The sequence below is a fragment of the Acinetobacter sp. V116_7 genome, assembly GCF_056735735.1.
On sequence record NZ_JBWZIF010000022.1, the window covers coordinates 90384 to 107839 of the forward strand.

The window sequence follows — 17456 nt, forward strand, 5'->3', positions numbered from 1 at the left end:
AATTTGATGCAATTGGGAACGGAATATATACCCAAACTGCAATAAAAGTCGGGTATTCTTGATGTCGAATAATATTAATACTGCGACAACAACAAGGATCACTTTATGACTCGTGACTACGAACAATTTCCAGATGACGATAACGGCAATGTACTTTGGCAAATGGCTGAAGATGGGGATGATTTAACCGAGCTGCATGAAATTGAATTTTCAATTGCTTTTCAAGATCAAAAAAATGCAGAGCAATGTGCACTCTATTTACTTTACCAAGAACAAAAAGTTTCACTTTTCCAAGATGACTCTGTTGAGCCAAACGAGTGGGTGATTACCATCTTTGTCAACATGGAACCTGAGTATTCAGATATTGTTGATTTGGAACAATGGTTTGCTAGCATCGCTGAAAAATTTCAAGGTGAATATGATGGATGGGGCTGTATGGCCTATGTCTTCGAGGAAGGCGACGACGAAGATGACCTGTTGCAGTAAGGTCTAAAATAAAGAGTAGGAGATAATCATGAACCTATCTCAAAAACAAATTGCAGTACGGTTTTTAGAGCTTGCCGCAGCTGGCGAAGTCGATGAAGCCTATAGCAATTACACCGCACCGAACTTCAAGCATCACAACCCTTATTATGCGGGTGATGCAACTTCTTTAAGAGAAGGGATGCGTGAAAGCGCGGCTGAAACTCCAAACAAAGTCTTTGACGTTCAACATGTCATTGAAGAGGGCGATTTGGTTGCTGTGCATTCTAAACTTGAAATGCAAATGAATGGGTTAACCACCTTGGCTGTGGTCCATATTTGTCGTTTTGAAAATGGAAAAATTGCTGAGTTTTGGGATATTGGCCAAGTACAGCCTGACCCGCTCGTCAATGAAAATGGTATGTTCTAATAAAAAAGCCCGAAATAATTCGGGCTTTTTGTTTATGTATGAATTAAAACTTCCACTGTGCCGAAATTGAGGCATTTAGTGGCTCACCTGGTTGAACCCATAAATCGCTATAGCTTGAGACATAGTAAGTTTTATCAAACAGGTTGTTTACGTTCAGCTGATAGCGTAAGCGGTCAGATGGGGCATAGTAGCCATTTAAATTGACCAGCGTATAGCTTGGTAAATTAAAGCCATTATCAAGGTTATGTCCGCTACGTTCGCCCACATAGGTAAGATTGGCACCTACGCCTGCTTTTCGTGGACCTTCTTGTAGAAACTCATAGTTAGTACTTACAGCGCCTTGGTGTTTTGGAACATTGCTTAGACGAGCGCCTTTTGCCAAGTCTTGGTCTTTTTCAATTTGAGCATCGGTATAGCTATAGTTGGCATTGACGAACCAGCGGTCAGTGATTTGACTATTTAAGTCAAACTCAATTCCTTTACTACTCACTTCGCCTGCTGCGGTTTGGAAGTTACTGTCGATTGGGTCAGTTGTGAGTACATTTCGTTTTTTCATTTTAAACAAAGCGAGACTAAGCACACTTTGATCGTTTATTTTATATTTGGTGCCGACCTCATAACTTTCGCCTTTTTCAGGGGCAAAAGTCTGACCATTTCGGTTCATACCACTATTCATGGCAAATGAGCGACCATAGTTGGTGTAAAACGCCCATTGGTCAGAAGCTTTAAAATTTATTCCGAAACGCGGACTATTCTGGTGAAGCGTCTGGTTGCTTTCAGTCTGAGTCAGATGATTTTTAAAGTCTTGTTCGACCTGATCAAAACGGTTGCCGAATAGCACACTCCACTGATCATTGAAAAAGATCTGGTCTTGTAAATTAAGCGCAAAGTAACGCTGCTGTTCTTTGGTGTTAGTAAACGGAGCTAAGTTCGGTAAATATTTGCCGTATTCAGGTTGGTAAATATCAATTGTGCTTGTTGAGCTTGTGCTGTGATTGCGACGAAGCTGGTTTTGCTTATAGTCGAGTTGACCAAGCTCGGTCGAAAGTAAAATTTCATGGCGAGCCCAAGAGGTATCAACCTTGCCAAGTAACTCTGTCTGAGCCAGCACATCTTCACTTGTATAATCACGATAGCGACGTTGACGCTCTAAAGTACGTCCATCGGCTTGCATACGGCGAGGTTCGGTTGCAAAGCCGACCATTTTGGCGTCTTTATAACTGACAGCACTGTTTAGCTTCCATTCAGGGTTAAATTCATGACTCAGACGTAATTGGTAAAAGTAATCTTTTATTTTCAAATCGCCGTCGTCAGGTTCACCTGTAAAGGTTTTCGGGTCCATCACAAACTGGTGATTGACTGTACTTACACCACGGTCAAAGGTTCCTTTGTGCTCTGTAAATTCACTGTCAAAGTCGAGTTGTGTCTGGTCTGAAATTTTCCACGTGAGCTGCGGTGAAAAGAACCAGCGTTCACTACTGACATGATCACGGAAGCTTTGATTATCTTCGTGAGCCACGGCTACGCGATAGGCCAGTTCATCGTTAATAGGGGCAGTGTGTTCTAGACTTATTCGATATTGTTCTTGAGTATTGGCACGTAGGTTAACTTCACTTTCGCTTTCCCACTGTGGTTTTTTACTGTTGAGGTTAAGCAAACCACCTGTTTCGCCGCGGCCATATAGCGCAGCCATCGGTCCTTTTAAAAACTCTAAAGATTCAATATTTACGACATCTTTTGGAGCGCTAATCCCTCGGTTGACACTCAAACCGTTACGGATCATGGAGGCACCTAAATTGGGGTCGGTACTAAAACCACGGAAAGAGTAATTATCCCAAAAGCCACCACCAAAACTATTTTGATGAAAAACTCCGCTCACCAAGCTTAATGCGTCATCAATCCGTTGAACGTCTTGTTGTTCCATCATTTGTTTAGAAAGATAAGCACGGTTAAAAGGGACATCTAAAACATCGTGAGAAAATTTAGTCGCCGAGCTATTTTGGCTCACATCCTCTTGGGTGCTTTCAGCCTGAATACGTATGGTTTCAAGTACCGTTGACGTTTCTTCTGCCCAAGTGAATGTCGATATAAATGATAGACCCAACGAAGACAACAATCCTAATTTGTGTTGCATAAATAATCAGCCATGAAAGACAAAAGAACTATAATGTAATAGTATAACGTTACATTATTTTGTTGATTACTGCTATGTCTTTAGAAAAGAATATTGAACGTTTACAGTCGATTGATGCATTGCGTGGTTTGGTGATCATCATTATGTTGCTCGACCATGTAAGAGAAACTTTCTATTTACATAAACAGGTTACCGATCCAATGGACGTAACAGTAACAGAACCAGCATTATTTGGCAGTCGATTATTGGCACATATTTGCGCTCCGGTTTTTGTACTTTTAACCGGGATTTCTGCATTTTTATTTCAGTCAAAAAAACAAAATTTACAGCAAACACGTGCTTTTCTATTAAAACGCGGCTTATTTTTGATTGTATTAGAGCTTACGCTTGTGAATTTTGCATGGACAGCGACTTTTCCACCCGAAGTCATTTACTTACAGGTGATTTGGGCGATCGGTATTAGCATGGTGGTGCTAGCTTGTTGTGTAAGTTTGCCTTTGCCAGTTCTTGCTGGTGTAGCGTTGGTCATTATTTTTGGGCACAACTTATTAGATTCTGTGCACTTTTCACAAGGCATCCTACAGAATATATGGTTTGTTTTACATGAACGTAGCTGGCTTGAGTTTGCGGGTATTAAGCTTCGCACAAGTTACCCTGTTTTACCTTGGATTGGGGTGATTTTATTAGGCTACGTTTTAGGTCAGTTCTTTAGTTCAAAATATACAGCAAAGCAAAGAGGCCGCGCTTTACTCAGCCTTGGTTTAGCAAGTATTGGGTTATTTGTTTTACTGCGTTTTATCAACGTCTATGGTGACCAGCCGTGGCAACATTTTGAGTCATTACAACTGAGCCTCATGAGCTTTTTTAACCTCACCAAGTATCCACCGTCTTTGTTATTTATTTTGCTGAATGTTGGAATTGGTTTGCTTGTGCTGGTTGCTTTTGAACGTATGCAGCAGCACTCGTTTTTAAAACCATTGGTGGTGTTTGGCTCGGTGCCGATGTTCTTTTATTTATTGCATTTATATGTGCTGAAACTGATGTATATGTTTGCACTCAGTCTATGGGGAGCCAACTACGGAAATTATTTGTCGGTCAGCCATGTGTGGATGTTGTGGTTAATCACAATTGTGCTGTCTTTTGCACTCTACCCAGCGGTTAAATGTTTCTCGAAATTCAAACATCAAAATAAACATATTTCGATTTTAAAATATTTCTAATTTCTAAAATGTGAGTAAAGCGAGTTCAATAATGCTCGCTTTACTTGCTTACATCTAAATATAAAGTTTCTTTCACTTCTTCCATGACCACATAACTGTGTGACGATGCCGATGCGGGGAGTTTCTTTAATAGATCGCCTAATAAGCGGCGGTATGCGCTCATTTCTTTTAAACGTGCTTTTACAAGGTAGTCAAATTCACCTGAAATAAGATGACATTCGAGCACTTCAGGAATCTCAACTAAATCTCTGGCCACTTGATCAAATACATCACCAGATTTGGCAGATAACTTAATTTCTAAAAAGACGAGCAGGTTACGGTCTACGTAAGCTGGGTTTAGACGGGCGTAATAACCCATGATAATGCCATCGCGCTCAAGGCGTTTTACACGCTCTGAACAAGGGGTGGTAGAGAGGTTGACTCTCGATGCCAATTCACTAATCGCAATTCGTCCTTCGCGCTGCAAAATGTCCAGAATCATGCGATCTATACGATCTAAGGGACGCATAGATATTTCCTCTTTTTTTAAAATTCTCGCGAGAAAAACATAAATTTACCTAGATTATACCCTGAAAAACAGTGAAATAAACTATTGAAGCAGAAATATACTAGTTAAATAAACTGGTGTGCGTGAGGGAATGGAAATGCGCGTAATTGTATTAGGTAGCGGCGTTATCGGAGTGGCAAGTGCCTATTATCTAGCTCAACAAGGAGCTGAGGTCACTGTTCTTGACCGTCAGTCAGGTCCTGCTGAAGAAACAAGCTTTGGTAATGCAGGTCAAATTTCGCCAGGGTATTCGACCCCTTGGGCAGCACCAGGAATCCCTTTTAAAGCTGTGAAGTGGATGTTCCAACATCACGCACCGCTTGCGATTAATTTAGATGGCAGCATGTGGCAGTTACAGTGGATGGCTCAAATGCTAAAAAACTGTAATCCACAAAGTTATGCTGTAAACAAAGAACGTATGATGCGTGTGGCTGAATACAGCCGTGATTGCTTACGTGAACTTAGAAAAGATACAGGCATTAATTACGAAAACCGCGCTAAAGGTACTTTGCAGTTATTCCGTAAAGAAGCGCAAATGGAAGCGGTTCAACGCGACATTAGCGTGCTACAAGAGTGCGGCGTAAGCTACGAGTTATTAAATGGCAACGAACTTGGCCGTGTAGAACCAGCGTTGGCAAATGCGCAAGATAAACTCGTTGGTGGTTTACACTTACCAAATGACGAGACAGGTGACTGTTATTTATTTACCAATGCTTTAGCTCAAATTGCTAAAGAGTTGGGTGTTAACTTCCAGTTCAACCAAAACGTAGAAAAATTGATTGTTGAAGGCGATGAAATTAAGGGCGTTCAGGTCAATGGTAAGGTCTTAACAGCAGATCGTTATGTTTTAGCGTTTGGTAGCTATTCACGTGATTTCTTGAAACCACTTGATCTACAGTTGCCTGTATATCCTGTGAAAGGTTATTCGTTGACGATTCCAATTGCTGACCCAGCTTTTGCTCCGCAATCTACGGTGCTTGATGAAACCTACAAAATCGCGATTACTCGTTTTGACCAACGTATTCGCGTAGGTGGTATGGCTGAGTTAAGTGGTTTCAATTTAGGTCTGAACGAAGACCGCCGTGCAACTTTGCAAATGGTCACTCAGGACTTGTTCCCAGGCGGTGATATGGCACAGGCATCTTTCTGGACTGGTCTACGTCCAATGACACCAGACAGCACTCCAATTATTGGCGCGACTCGCTTTAAAAATCTGTTCTTGAATACAGGTCACGGTACTTTAGGTTGGACCATGGCATGTGGTTCAGGAAAATTAATTAGTGACATCGTATTGAATCATAAGACTGAAATCAGTACCGATGGCCTTTCAATTCAGCGTTATTCACACGCGCATGCTGCATAACGGACGTTAGGAAAGTAATCATGCCTCGTCCTATTACCGCAGTGATCCACCGTCAAGCCTTACAAAATAACTTGGCGGTGGTACGCAAGGCTATGCCAAACAGTAAGGTCTTTGCCGTTGTAAAAGCCAATGCTTATGGACACGGAATTGAACGTGTTTATGAAGCATTTAAAGCAGCAGATGGCTTTGCCTTACTTGATCTTGATGAAGCAAAACGCATTCGTGCTCTAGGTTGGACAGGTCCAATTTTGTTGCTCGAAGGGATTTTCTCTCCTCAAGATTTATTTGATTGTGTGCAGTATCAACTCAGTTTCACCATTCATAGTGAAGCGCAAATCGAGTGGGTAGAAAAGCATCCTTATCCAGCTCAATTTGATGTTTGTCTAAAAATGAACAGTGGTATGAACCGCCTTGGTTTTAAACCACAGCACTATGTTCAGGCATGGAAACGTTTAAATAGCTTGGCAAATGTGTCCAAGATTACGCACATGATGCATTTTTCAGATGCAGATGGCGATCGTTTCGGCCAGCAAGGCATTGATTATCAAATCACTGCATTTGAAGAAATTATTAAAGATTTACCGGGTGAAAGGTCAGTAAGTAATAGCGCAGCAATTCTGCGCTATCAAGACCAGCTCAAATCAGATTATGCGCGTAGCGGCATCATGCTCTATGGCAGCTCGCCAGACTACCCGACGCATAGTATTGCGGACTGGGGCTTACAACCGACCATGAGCTTACGCAGCGAAATTATTTCCGTTCAGCATTTAGAACCGAATGAAAGCGTAGGTTATGGCTCAAACTTTGTCGCAGAGCAACCTATGATGATTGGGATTGTGGCTTGCGGCTATGCCGATGGTTATCAGCGTATTTCACCAACAGGTACGCCTGTTTTAGTGGACTCTGTCCTCACTCGTACAATTGGCCGCGTCAGCATGGATATGTTGGCAGTCGATTTAACGGGCATTGAGAGTGCCAAAGTCGGCAGTGAAGTTGTGCTTTGGGGCCAATCAAGTACAGGCGTCGTTTTACCTATTGATGATGTCGCAGTTTCATCCGGTACGGTGGGCTATGAACTGATGTGTGCTGTCACCGCCCGTGTTCAATTTATTAATCAGGTATAAGGAAATCCGAATGTCGAATTCAGATATACAAAAGATTAACACTAACGAAGTCATGAGCGCCGTGACTGTTTTTAACAAAGTGGTTTATCTGTCAGGTCAGGTACCTAAAAATACCGAGCAAGACGTGGCAGGCCAAACTCGTGAAATTCTTGCAACGATTGATGAACTTTTGGCATTAGCCAATACCGACAAATCTCGCTTGCTCTCTGCACAGCTCTATTTGAAAAATCTTTCTGACTTTTCAACCGTAAATGCAATTTGGGTTGACTGGTTAAAAGGGTGTGTTGCTCCATCGCGTGCCACAATTCAGGCCGATTTGGTCAATCCAGATTGGTTAATTGAAATTGCCGTGACGGCAGCACAAAAGTAATTCGTTTTTACTCCAAAAATGATGATGTATCTAACAGAAGGAAGATAGATACGGTTTATCCAGTCATTTTTGGTGAACAGATTCAGTGACCTATGGCATACGGTTCGATTTTCGCCATAGGTTGCTGATCTTAACAAAGGAATTCAAAAAGGAATTTTAATATGACAACGGCTCGTCATTCAGATACGGAAAACTCTCCTGATCATCTGCAACGAAAACTGTCTAACCGTCATTTACAACTGATTGCAATTGGCGGTGCAATTGGAACCGGCCTATTTATGGGTTCGGGCAAAACCATCTCCCTCGCTGGTCCTTCAATTCTTTTAATCTATATGATTATTGGAGGAATGTTCTTTTTCTTAATGCGGGCAATGGGCGAGTTGCTCCTTGCAAATCTGCATTACAAATCTTTTGTTGATATGGCTCATGACTTGATTGGTCCTTGGGCCGGTTACTATTTGGGTTGGACCTATTGGTTAGGTTGGGTGCTGGTGGGTATTGCGGACCTTTCAGCGGTCATTAACTATTTGAGCTTCTGGCTGCCCGATGGCACGAGCTTTTCGCCAACGCAACAAGCCATGATTAGCGCAGGTTGTGTAATGTTTGTTATGGGTCTTAACCTACTGACTGTACGCCTATTTGGTGAAATTGAATTTTGGTTTGCACTCATTAAGATTTTAGCCATTATTGGCCTGATCGGAGTGGGTGGCTATATGATTTTCAGCCATTTCCAAGCTCCACAAGGCGCTGTTGCAAGCATTAGCAATGTTTGGTCGCATGGCGGTTTATTTCCAAAAGGTACAGAAGGCTTCTTGGCAGGATTCCAGATTGCCGTGTTTGCTTTTGTAGGGGTTGAACTGGTTGGTACAACGGCTGCTGAAACCAAAGATCCAGAGAAGAATTTACCGAAAGCAATTAACGCGATTCCTGTACGTATTATTTTGTTCTATGTACTCGCACTCTTTATTGTGATGTCAGTAACGCCTTGGGATCATATTCGCGCAGACAAAAGTCCGTTTGTTGAGTTGTTCTTAAATGCGGGTATTCCTGTTTCAGCTATCATCATGAACTTGGTGGTACTGTCTTCGGTGATGTCTTCAATGAACAGCGGTGTGTTTTCAACCAGTCGTATGCTGTTCGGCTTATCAAAAGACGGTCAGGCGCCAAGTGCCTTGGGGCGTTTATCAAAACGTGCAGTACCTTCAAATGGTTTGATTTTCTCTTGTATCTTTATCATGGGCGGGGCAGTACTTCAGTACTTTGTTCCAAACACCATGGAAGCATTTACTTTGGCAAGTTCACTCTGTGTGATTCTATTCATTAGTGTCTGGAGTCTCATCATGGTGTGCTATTTACGCTATCGTAAATTACGTCCTGAATTACATGAAAAATCTACTTTTAAAATGCCGGGTGGCATTTGGATGAGCTATATCGTTTTGGCATTTATGCTTTTCACTTTAGTCATCTTGGCACTTGAGCCAGATACATTGAAAGCGCTCTATGTCAGTCCAGTATGGTTAGTTATCTTAGGTGTTACCTATCATGTGCTCTATAAACCACGCATGAAAAAACTAGGACGCGAACTCGTCAACGATCATTAAGTTTTATTAAAAGCCAATCAATCATGATTGGCTTTTTTTATTTTCTTTCGATTTTTTATCGGAATAATATTGTTTATTTTTAACTCAATAGAGCAGTTTAGAGGGGGGCGTAAAAGCGACATCTAGCATTATCACATGCTACACTCCGGCTAATCTGGAGAATCCAGATATGTTAATTAAAATTGCCGTGAAGGCAGTACATAAATAATGTGACTTAAAAAAACAGGACAAACGATTTATCAATTAAGGAAAAAATATACTTGAACATCTTGTCCTGAGGTATAGACTCAGCAACCCACGATATACGGTTCGTTTTTCTCCCTATAGGTTGCTGATTTTAAGTTAAGCAAAATATAAAAAGGACTTCTAATATGACAATGGTTCATCATCCAGATGAGGCAAGCTCCCCTGATCATTTACAACGGAAATTAAATAATCGCCATCTACAAATGATTGCAATTGGCGGTGCAATTGGAACCGGGTTATTTATGGGCTCGGGCAAAACCATCTCCCTCGCAGGTCCCTCAATCCTCGTGATTTACATGTTAATTGGTGGGATGTTTTTTTTCCTTATGCGTGCATTGGGTGAACTACTACTTGCCAACTTACATTACAAGTCATTTGTCGATATGGCATATGATTTGATTGGCCCATGGGCTGGTTATTATATAGGTTGGACCTATTGGTTAGGCTGGGTACTGGTCGGTATTGCAGATTTATCTGCGGTCATTAACTATTTAAGTTTCTGGCTGCCGGAAGGCGCCAGTTTCTCACCAACACAACAAGCCATGATTAGTGCAGGCTGTGTACTATTCATTTTAGGGCTTAACCTTCTTACGGTGAAGTTGTTTGGGGAAGTTGAATTCTGGTTCGCACTGATTAAGATTCTGGCCATTATTGGCCTGATTGGAGTCGGTGGTTACATGATCCTCACTCATTTTCAAGCTCCGCATGGTGAGGTTGTGAGTGTAAGTAATGTGTGGTCGCATGGCGGCATATTTCCAAAAGGTGTAAGCGGATTTTTGGCAGGTTTCCAGATTGCCGTGTTTGCCTTTATTGGCGTCGAATTGATTGGTACAACAGCCGCTGAAACGAAAGATCCAGAGAAAAATCTACCGAAGGCAATTAACGCGATTCCTGTACGTATTATTCTATTCTATGTATTGGCACTCTTTGTGGTGATGTCAGTAACACCTTGGGATCACATTCGTGCAGATAAAAGTCCGTTTGTTGAGTTGTTCTTAAATGCGGGTATTCCTGTTTCAGCTATCATCATGAACTTGGTGGTACTGTCTTCAGTGATGTCTTCAATGAACAGCGGTGTGTTTTCAACCAGTCGTATGCTGTTCGGTTTATCGAAAGATGGTCAGGCGCCAAGTGCCTTGGGGCGTTTATCAAAACGTGCCGTACCTTCAAATGGTTTAATCTTTTCATGTATTTTCATTATGGGTGGGGCAGTGCTTCAGTACTTTGTTCCAAACACCATGGAAGCATTTACTTTGGCAAGTTCACTCTGTGTGATTCTATTCATTAGTGTATGGCTTCTGATCATGGCATGCTATTTACGTTACCGTAAGTTGAGTCCAGAGTTACATGCTAAATCGACCTTTAAAATGCCGGGTGGTGTGTTAATGGCGTATGTTGTCATTGCTTTCTTCTTGTTCACTTTAGTGATTTTGGCACTAGAGCCAGATACATTAAAAGCGGTATATGTTAGTCCATTGTGGCTAGTTGTTTTAGGCGTTAGCTATCATGTGTTTTATAAACCACGCATGAAAAAACTAGGCCAAGAAAGTTTTGATTAATTATTACTAATTTCAAAAAAGCCAATCATCCGTGATTGGCTTTTTTTATTTACACTCTTTAATCAACCAACAAATGCTGATATTTATCGGCTTGTTTACGCAAATAGTCCCAAACTAACTTAATGCGTGGTTCATGTTGTAAATCAACAAAAGTCAGCATCCAGAAGGTATGAGTAAAGCGAACTTGCTGCTCTAAAACGACGTCTAGTTCTGGTTTATCATCTGCCAAAAACTTGGGCAAAATCGCAAGTCCTGCACCAGCACTCACCGCAATTTGTTGGGCTAAAATACTGCTGCTACGGAAGTTCGCATTAAGCTTTAAGGGTAACCGTTCTAAACAGTACAACTCAGGGCTATAGACCAGATCATCAATATAGTTCACAAAGCGGTGTTGGGTTAAATCTTCTAAACCACGAATGGGTGGGTTTTGCGCCAGATAGTTTTGGCTGCCATAAATTTTTAAGCAGTAGTCTGATAACCGTGTAATGATGTAGGGTCCAGACGTTGGACGATCAATTGACACCACAATGTCTGCTTCACGGTGTGAGAGTTTAATCATTTTCGGCACTGGAATCAGATCGATGGTGAGCAATGGATATTGAATAGAGAACTCAGCCAGTAAACGGGCTAAAAACGCAGTGCCAAAACCTTCAGGTGTGCCAATTCGCACACGACCTTGCAAAGGTTGATGTGGTTTCTCAATTTGTAAGAAAGCTTGTTCCATTTGCTCAACTCGAGGAACCAGTGCCATACCTTCGAGTGTCAACTCATAACCAGTCGCTTCACGCTTAAACAGCGTTGTACCCAAAGCAAGTTCTAGTGCCTGAATCCGTCTAGCCACTGTGCTGTGCTCGACACCAATAATCCGCGCAGCGTTGGTCAATGTTTTAGTCCGAGCTAAAACCAGAAAAAAATGTAGATGATCCCAATCCACTTTCATTTTTGTTGTCATCCTTGTGCATATTTGCACAACAATCGTGCATGAATTTCCGTTGGTGGTCAAAGTTTTCTTTGTTAGTCTCAATTGAAACTGGAATAAAGAAAATACGATCAAGAAGTATTTTCTAATAATTGAACACAATAAAAATATGGCCTACGGAGAGGTTATGAACACAATCCAAAAAATCGAATTGGAAACCGCTAAATTACTCATTAACGGAAATTTTATCGAATCTGAAACACAGGAATGGCAAGACATTGTTAACCCTGCAACTCAGGAAGTGATTGGTCGTGTACCATTTGCAACGGTTAAAGAAGTTGACGCTGCTATTCAAGCTGCACAAGATGCTTTTGCTTCTTGGCGTCAGACCCCAATTCAGGCACGTATGCGCATCATGCTTAAGTTACAAGACTTGATCCGTGCCAACATGAAGGAAATTGCACAAGTACTAACGGCTGAACAAGGCAAAACTTTGGCCGATGCAGAAGGTGATATTCAACGTGGTTTAGAAGTGGTTGAACATGCTTGTTCGATCGGCACTTTGCAAATGGGTGAATATGTTGAAGGTGTAGCGCGTGGTGTAGACACTTATACCTTGCAGCAACCTTTGGGTGTCTGTGCGGGTATTACACCGTTTAACTTCCCTGCCATGATTCCACTTTGGATGTTCCCAATGGCAATCGTGTGTGGCAATACATTTGTTTTAAAACCATCAGAACAAGATCCGTTATCAACCATGATGCTGGTCGAGCTTGCGATTCAAGCAGGTATTCCAGCAGGTGTGCTCAACGTTGTGCATGGCGGTAAAGAAGTGGTTGACCGTTTGTGTACCCATAAAGATATTAAAGCGATTTCATTTGTAGGCTCAACTGCTGTTGGAACGCATGTTTATAACCTTGCTGGACAACATGGTAAACGCGTCCAGTCAATGATGGGTGCAAAAAACCATGTGGCTGTTATGCCTGATGCCAATAAAGAGCAAACCTTAAATGCCTTGGTCGGTGCAGCATTTGGTGCAGCGGGGCAACGCTGTATGGCATTGTCGGTTGCAGTCATGGTGGGTGAAAGTAAACAGTGGATTCAAGAATTAGTTGAAAAAGCGAAGACTTTAAAAGTAAACGCAGGCCATGAGCCAAATACTGATATTGGTCCAGTCATTTCAAAACGTGCTAAAGCGCGTGTGCTTGATTTAATTAATAGCGGTGTTGAGCAAGGGGCGGAGTTGCTACTTGATGGCCGTGATGTTCAAGTCCAAGGCTATGAATCGGGCAACTTTGTAGGTGCAACGATTTTTAGCGGCGTAAATACCGACATGCGTATTTATAAAGAAGAAGTCTTTGGCCCTGTACTTTCCATTATTTGTGTAGACACCCTTGAGGAAGCGATTGCTCTAATCAATGCCAACCCATTTGGTAATGGTGTAGGTCTATTCACACAAAGTGGCGCGATTGCACGTACTTTCCAAAACTTAATTGATGTTGGTCAAGTTGGTATCAACATTCCAATTCCTGTGCCAGTGCCTTTCTTTAGTTTTACCGGTTCAAGAGGTTCAAAACTTGGTGATTTGGGGCCATACGGCAAACAAGCTGTACAGTTCTATACCCAAACTAAAACCATTACCAGTCGTTGGTTTGAAGATAGCCATGAAGTTGGCGGTGTAAATACAACCATTAGTTTACGTTAAGGGGATCACGGATGAATATCGCCTTTATCGGTCTAGGGAATATGGGCGGCAGAATGGCCCATAACCTACTTAAAGCCGGACTCAATGTTTACGGTTATGACCTCAGTGAAGTTGCTATTCAGCACTTCGCCGAGGCAGGTGGCATAGTATGCGACAGCCCACAGGCAGCAGCAAAACAAGCTGATGTGGTCATTAGCATGCTACCTGCGGCCAAGCACGTTAAAGAAGTTTACTTGGGTGAAAATGGTGTATTGGAAGTGCTAAAAGCAGGTAGCTTATGCATTGATAGCAGTACCATTGACCCACAAACCATTAAAGACATTGCCGCTGTTGCACAGAGTAAAAATATTAAAATCTGTGATGCGCCAGTTTCAGGTGGAACCATTGGAGCTCAAGCAGGAACCTTAACCTTTATGGTGGGTGCCGATGATCAAACCTTTAACGACGTGAAGCCTGTACTTAGTTACATGGGCAAAAATATTGTTCACTGTGGTGATGTGGGTGCAGGTCAAATTGCCAAAATCTGCAACAACCTGATTTTAGGTATTTCAATGGCCGCTGTTGCTGAAGGTATGGCACTCGGTGTAAAGCTGGGCATCGACCCACAAGCATTGGCAGGCGTCATTAACACCTCAAGCGGTCGTTGTTGGAGTTCGGATGTGTGTAACCCATGGCCGCATATTAATGAAAATGCGCCAGCATCTCGAGGCTACCAAGACGGCTTTGCGACTCAACTGATGCTGAAAGATTTAGGACTTGCTGTAGAGGCCGCGGGCCAAGTCAAACAGCCAGTTGTATTAGGTGGGATAGTGCAGCAGCTCTATCAGCAAATGTGCATGCGCGGGAATGCCAATCTCGATTTTTCGAGCATTATTCAGCAATACCTGCCACAAGAAGCATAACGGTAAAGCCAAAGGATGGCTTTAAACACATTAAACCCTGTCGTGAATAACAACAAATCCGGACTGAGGGAAAAGATATGATGGATTATCAAAATGCTGCACAGGCTTTCGATTTGGAAAGTACTGCAAAACACATGTTATCAGGTTCACTTGATGCCTTAAATGCTTGTTATGAATGCTGTGATCGACATGCCGATGGCGACAAAATTGCGCTGTATTGGCAAGGAAAAGATGGACGAAAAGAGCAATATACCTTCCGTGAATTAAAAGAATGGTCGAGTCAGTTTGCTAACTTTTTAAAATCACAAGGTGTGAAAGCGGGTGACCGTATTTCAGGTCTATTACCAAGAACACCTGAACTGATCGTGACCATTTTTGCAGCTTGGCGAATTGGTGCCGTTTATCAACCGCTCTTTACTGCGTTTGGTCCAAAAGCGATTGAGCACCGTATTCAGCTTGCACAAAGTAAGCTGGTGGTGACTGATATGGGCAACCGTAGCAAGCTTGATGAAATTGAAAATTGCCCTGCAATTGTGACGGTGGCCGACGCACAAGGTACTCCGCTTAAAGCAGGCGATTTTAACTTTTGGAATGAAGTGAAACAGCAGTCCGATCAATGTGATTTGGTGATGCGGAGTATCCAAGATCCTTTCTTGCTCATGTTTACTTCAGGTACTACAGGTCCTGCTAAACCCTTGGAAGTGCCATTAAAAGCACTGATTGCCTTTGGTCGATATATGCAAGATGCCATTGGTTTAACCGAAGAAGATTCATTCTGGAATATTGCCGATCCGGGTTGGGCGTATGGTCTGTACTATGCGATTACTGGGCCGTTATTCTTGGGCCACGCTACTTTGTTCTATGAAGGTGGCTTTAGCACAGATAGCCTATGTCAAATTGTGAAAGATTATAAAATTAACAACTTGGCAGGGGCTCCGACTGCCTACCGCATGATGATGGCGGCTGATCCAGCACAAATGGCGCCGTTAAAAGGGCAGTTCCGTGTCGTGAGCAGTGCAGGTGAACCGCTGAATCCAGAAGTAATTCGCTGGTTTAAACAAGTGCTTGATGCTCCGATTTATGATCACTATGGGCAAACTGAAGTAGGCATGGTGGTGTGTAATCACCATGGTTTAAAACATGAAATTCATGCCGGTTCAGCAGGTTTCCCAAGTCCGGGCTATCGTGTTGCGATTGTCAATGAACAAGGTGAAGAGCTGCCAGCGGACACCCCAGGAATTTTAGCAGTCGACATTAGCCAGTCTCCAATGATGTGGTTCGGCGGCTATAAAGAAAGCCGTAAATCACCTTTTGTTGGTCATTACTATTTAACTGGTGACACTGCCGAATTACATGCTGATGGCAGCATGAGCTTTGTAGGGCGCAGTGATGATGTAATCACCACATCGGGCTATCGTATTGGGCCTTTCGATGTAGAAAGCGCACTACTCGAACACGATGCTGTGATTGAAGCAGCAGTGATTGGCGTGCCTGATCCGGACCGTACCGAAGTGGTTAAGGCATTTGTAATTTTAGCTACGGATGCTCAACCTTCAGATGCACTTGCTGAACAACTCAGCCAATTTGTTAAAAGACGACTTTCTGCACATGCGTACCCACGTTTAGTTGAATTTGTGAGTGAATTACCTAAAACTCCAAGTGGTAAAATTCAGCGCTTTTTATTGCGTAATCAAGAAATTGCTAAACAACAAGCTAAAGCAGGGTAAAGGAAATAACAATGCAATTTACCGAAGAACAATTACTCATTCGTGATATGGCGAAAAGTTTCGCCCAAGAACAAATTAAGCCTCATGCCAGCGATTGGGATCGAGACGGGACATTCCCGAAAGAAACCTTGGCTCAAATGGGGCAACTCGGTTTTATGGGTATGCTTGTTTCAGAGCAATGGGGCGGTTCAGACACGGGTAACTTAGCCTATGTACTAGCCCTCGAAGAAGTTGCGGCAGCAGATGGCGCAACTTCAACCATCATGAGCGTACATAACTCGGTTGGCTGTGTACCTATTTTAAAATTTGGTACTGATGAGCAAAAAGAGCGTTTTTTAAAACCTTTGGCGCAAGGTGAAATGATCGGCGCTTTTGCTTTAACCGAACCACATACGGGCTCAGATGCGGCAGCTCTTAAAACCCGAGCGGTGAAAGATGGCGACGATTATATTTTAAATGGTGCCAAGCAGTTTATTACCTCTGGTGATAATGCAGGGGTCATTATTGTGTTTGCAGTGACTGATCCGAGCGCGGGAAAAAAGGGTATTAGTGCATTTTTAGTCCCACGTGAAACGCCGGGTTATGAAGTGATTCGTGTTGAAGAAAAACTCGGTCTACATGCTTCAGATACGTGTCAGATTGCACTAACCGATGTGCGCATTCATAAAAGCCTCATGCTTGGCAAAGAAGGTGAGGGTTTGAAAATTGCTCTCGCCAATTTAGAAGGTGGACGTATTGGTATTGCTGCACAAGCAGTCGGTCTAGCACGTGCGGCGCTCGAAGAAGCGACCCGTTATGCCAAAGAGCGTATTACCTTTGGGAAACCAATTTTTGAGCATCAAACCATCGCGTTTCGCCTTGCCAGCATGGCAACTGAAATTGAAGCAGCGAGACAACTGGTTCACTACGCTGCGCGTTTAAAAGAAGCAGGTCAACCGTGTCTCAACGAAGCTTCAATGGCCAAGTTATTTGCTTCAGAAATGACTGAGCGTGTGTGCTCGAGTGCGCTACAAGTGTTTGGTGGCTATGGCTATCTCAGAGATTTCCCAATTGAACGCATTTATCGTGATGCGCGTATTTGTCAAATTTACGAAGGCACAAGCGATATCCAACGTTTAGTGATTGCACGTAGTCTATAAAATCAGAA

15 protein-coding genes are annotated in these 17456 nt (G+C 42.7%); 12 read left to right on the forward strand and 3 right to left on the reverse strand.

Going from position 1 to position 17456, the window contains the following annotated elements:
- Nucleotides 1–105: 105 nt before the first annotated feature.
- Together AC1PJP_RS09355 and AC1PJP_RS09360 are read left to right on the forward strand one after the other, a co-directional pair.
- Nucleotides 106–486, forward strand: coding sequence for a ribonuclease E inhibitor RraB (locus tag AC1PJP_RS09355; RefSeq protein WP_004795383.1), 381 nt, complete (start codon nucleotides 106–108; stop codon nucleotides 484–486).
- Nucleotides 487–514: 28 nt separating this feature from the next.
- Nucleotides 515–892, forward strand: coding sequence for a nuclear transport factor 2 family protein (locus AC1PJP_RS09360; RefSeq protein WP_049838218.1), 378 nt, complete (start codon nucleotides 515–517; stop codon nucleotides 890–892).
- Nucleotides 893–935: 43 nt separating this feature from the next.
- Here AC1PJP_RS09360 and AC1PJP_RS09365 read toward each other — a convergent pair whose 3' ends face one another.
- On the reverse strand, nucleotides 936–3026 hold the full coding sequence (locus AC1PJP_RS09365; RefSeq protein ID WP_479766876.1) for a TonB-dependent receptor: 2091 nt from the start codon (nucleotides 3024–3026) through the stop codon (nucleotides 936–938).
- A gap of 74 nt (nucleotides 3027–3100) precedes the next feature.
- On the opposite strand from AC1PJP_RS09365, the gene AC1PJP_RS09370 reads away from it, so the two are divergent.
- Nucleotides 3101–4246, forward strand: coding sequence for an acetyltransferase domain-containing protein (locus AC1PJP_RS09370; protein WP_479766877.1), 1146 nt, complete (start codon nucleotides 3101–3103; stop codon nucleotides 4244–4246).
- Nucleotides 4247–4286: 40 nt separating this feature from the next.
- Here AC1PJP_RS09370 and AC1PJP_RS09375 read toward each other — a convergent pair whose 3' ends face one another.
- Entirely contained in the window at nucleotides 4287–4754 is a 468-nt protein-coding gene (locus tag AC1PJP_RS09375; protein WP_001247568.1) for an Lrp/AsnC ligand binding domain-containing protein, read from the reverse strand.
- 136 nt (nucleotides 4755–4890) lie between these two features.
- Here AC1PJP_RS09375 and AC1PJP_RS09380 point away from each other — a divergent pair, with 136 nt between their 5' ends.
- The 5 genes from AC1PJP_RS09380 to AC1PJP_RS09400 all read left to right on the forward strand — a co-directional run bounded on the left by AC1PJP_RS09380 (nucleotide 4891) and on the right by AC1PJP_RS09400 (nucleotide 11056).
- On the forward strand, nucleotides 4891–6156 hold the full coding sequence (locus tag AC1PJP_RS09380) for a D-amino acid dehydrogenase (RefSeq protein ID WP_282496101.1): 1266 nt from the start codon (nucleotides 4891–4893) through the stop codon (nucleotides 6154–6156).
- Nucleotides 6157–6176: 20 nt separating this feature from the next.
- Entirely contained in the window at nucleotides 6177–7280 is a 1104-nt protein-coding gene (gene alr, locus AC1PJP_RS09385; RefSeq protein WP_282496100.1) for an alanine racemase, read from the forward strand.
- Between the two features lie 10 nt (nucleotides 7281–7290).
- Nucleotides 7291–7650: a RidA family protein gene (locus AC1PJP_RS09390; RefSeq protein ID WP_000071347.1), complete on the forward strand. Its 360-nt coding sequence runs from the start codon at nucleotides 7291–7293 to the stop codon at nucleotides 7648–7650.
- Nucleotides 7651–7811: 161 nt separating this feature from the next.
- On the forward strand, nucleotides 7812–9251 hold the full coding sequence (locus tag AC1PJP_RS09395) for an amino acid permease (RefSeq protein WP_282496099.1): 1440 nt from the start codon (nucleotides 7812–7814) through the stop codon (nucleotides 9249–9251).
- Nucleotides 9252–9628: 377 nt separating this feature from the next.
- Nucleotides 9629–11056, forward strand: a complete 1428-nt coding sequence (locus tag AC1PJP_RS09400; RefSeq protein WP_081402316.1) for an amino acid permease — start codon at nucleotides 9629–9631, stop codon at nucleotides 11054–11056.
- Nucleotides 11057–11114: 58 nt separating this feature from the next.
- On the opposite strand, the gene AC1PJP_RS09405 is transcribed toward AC1PJP_RS09400, so the two are convergent.
- On the reverse strand, nucleotides 11115–11996 hold the full coding sequence (locus tag AC1PJP_RS09405; protein ID WP_004640467.1) for a LysR family transcriptional regulator: 882 nt from the start codon (nucleotides 11994–11996) through the stop codon (nucleotides 11115–11117).
- 166 nt (nucleotides 11997–12162) lie between these two features.
- On the opposite strand from AC1PJP_RS09405, the gene AC1PJP_RS09410 reads away from it, so the two are divergent.
- From AC1PJP_RS09410 to AC1PJP_RS09425, 4 genes are all read left to right on the forward strand, one after another.
- A complete protein-coding gene (locus AC1PJP_RS09410; RefSeq protein WP_151767853.1) occupies nucleotides 12163–13680 on the forward strand; it encodes a CoA-acylating methylmalonate-semialdehyde dehydrogenase in 1518 nt (505 codons plus the stop codon).
- 11 nt (nucleotides 13681–13691) lie between these two features.
- Nucleotides 13692–14582 (forward strand): 3-hydroxyisobutyrate dehydrogenase, encoded by an 891-nt coding sequence (mmsB, locus tag AC1PJP_RS09415; protein WP_479766878.1) that lies wholly within the window; start codon nucleotides 13692–13694, stop codon nucleotides 14580–14582.
- 77 nt (nucleotides 14583–14659) lie between these two features.
- On the forward strand, nucleotides 14660–16309 hold the full coding sequence (locus tag AC1PJP_RS09420; RefSeq protein WP_479766879.1) for an AMP-binding protein: 1650 nt from the start codon (nucleotides 14660–14662) through the stop codon (nucleotides 16307–16309).
- A gap of 11 nt (nucleotides 16310–16320) precedes the next feature.
- Nucleotides 16321–17448: an acyl-CoA dehydrogenase family protein gene (locus AC1PJP_RS09425; protein ID WP_224970371.1), complete on the forward strand. Its 1128-nt coding sequence runs from the start codon at nucleotides 16321–16323 to the stop codon at nucleotides 17446–17448.
- Nucleotides 17449–17456 lie beyond the last annotated feature (8 nt).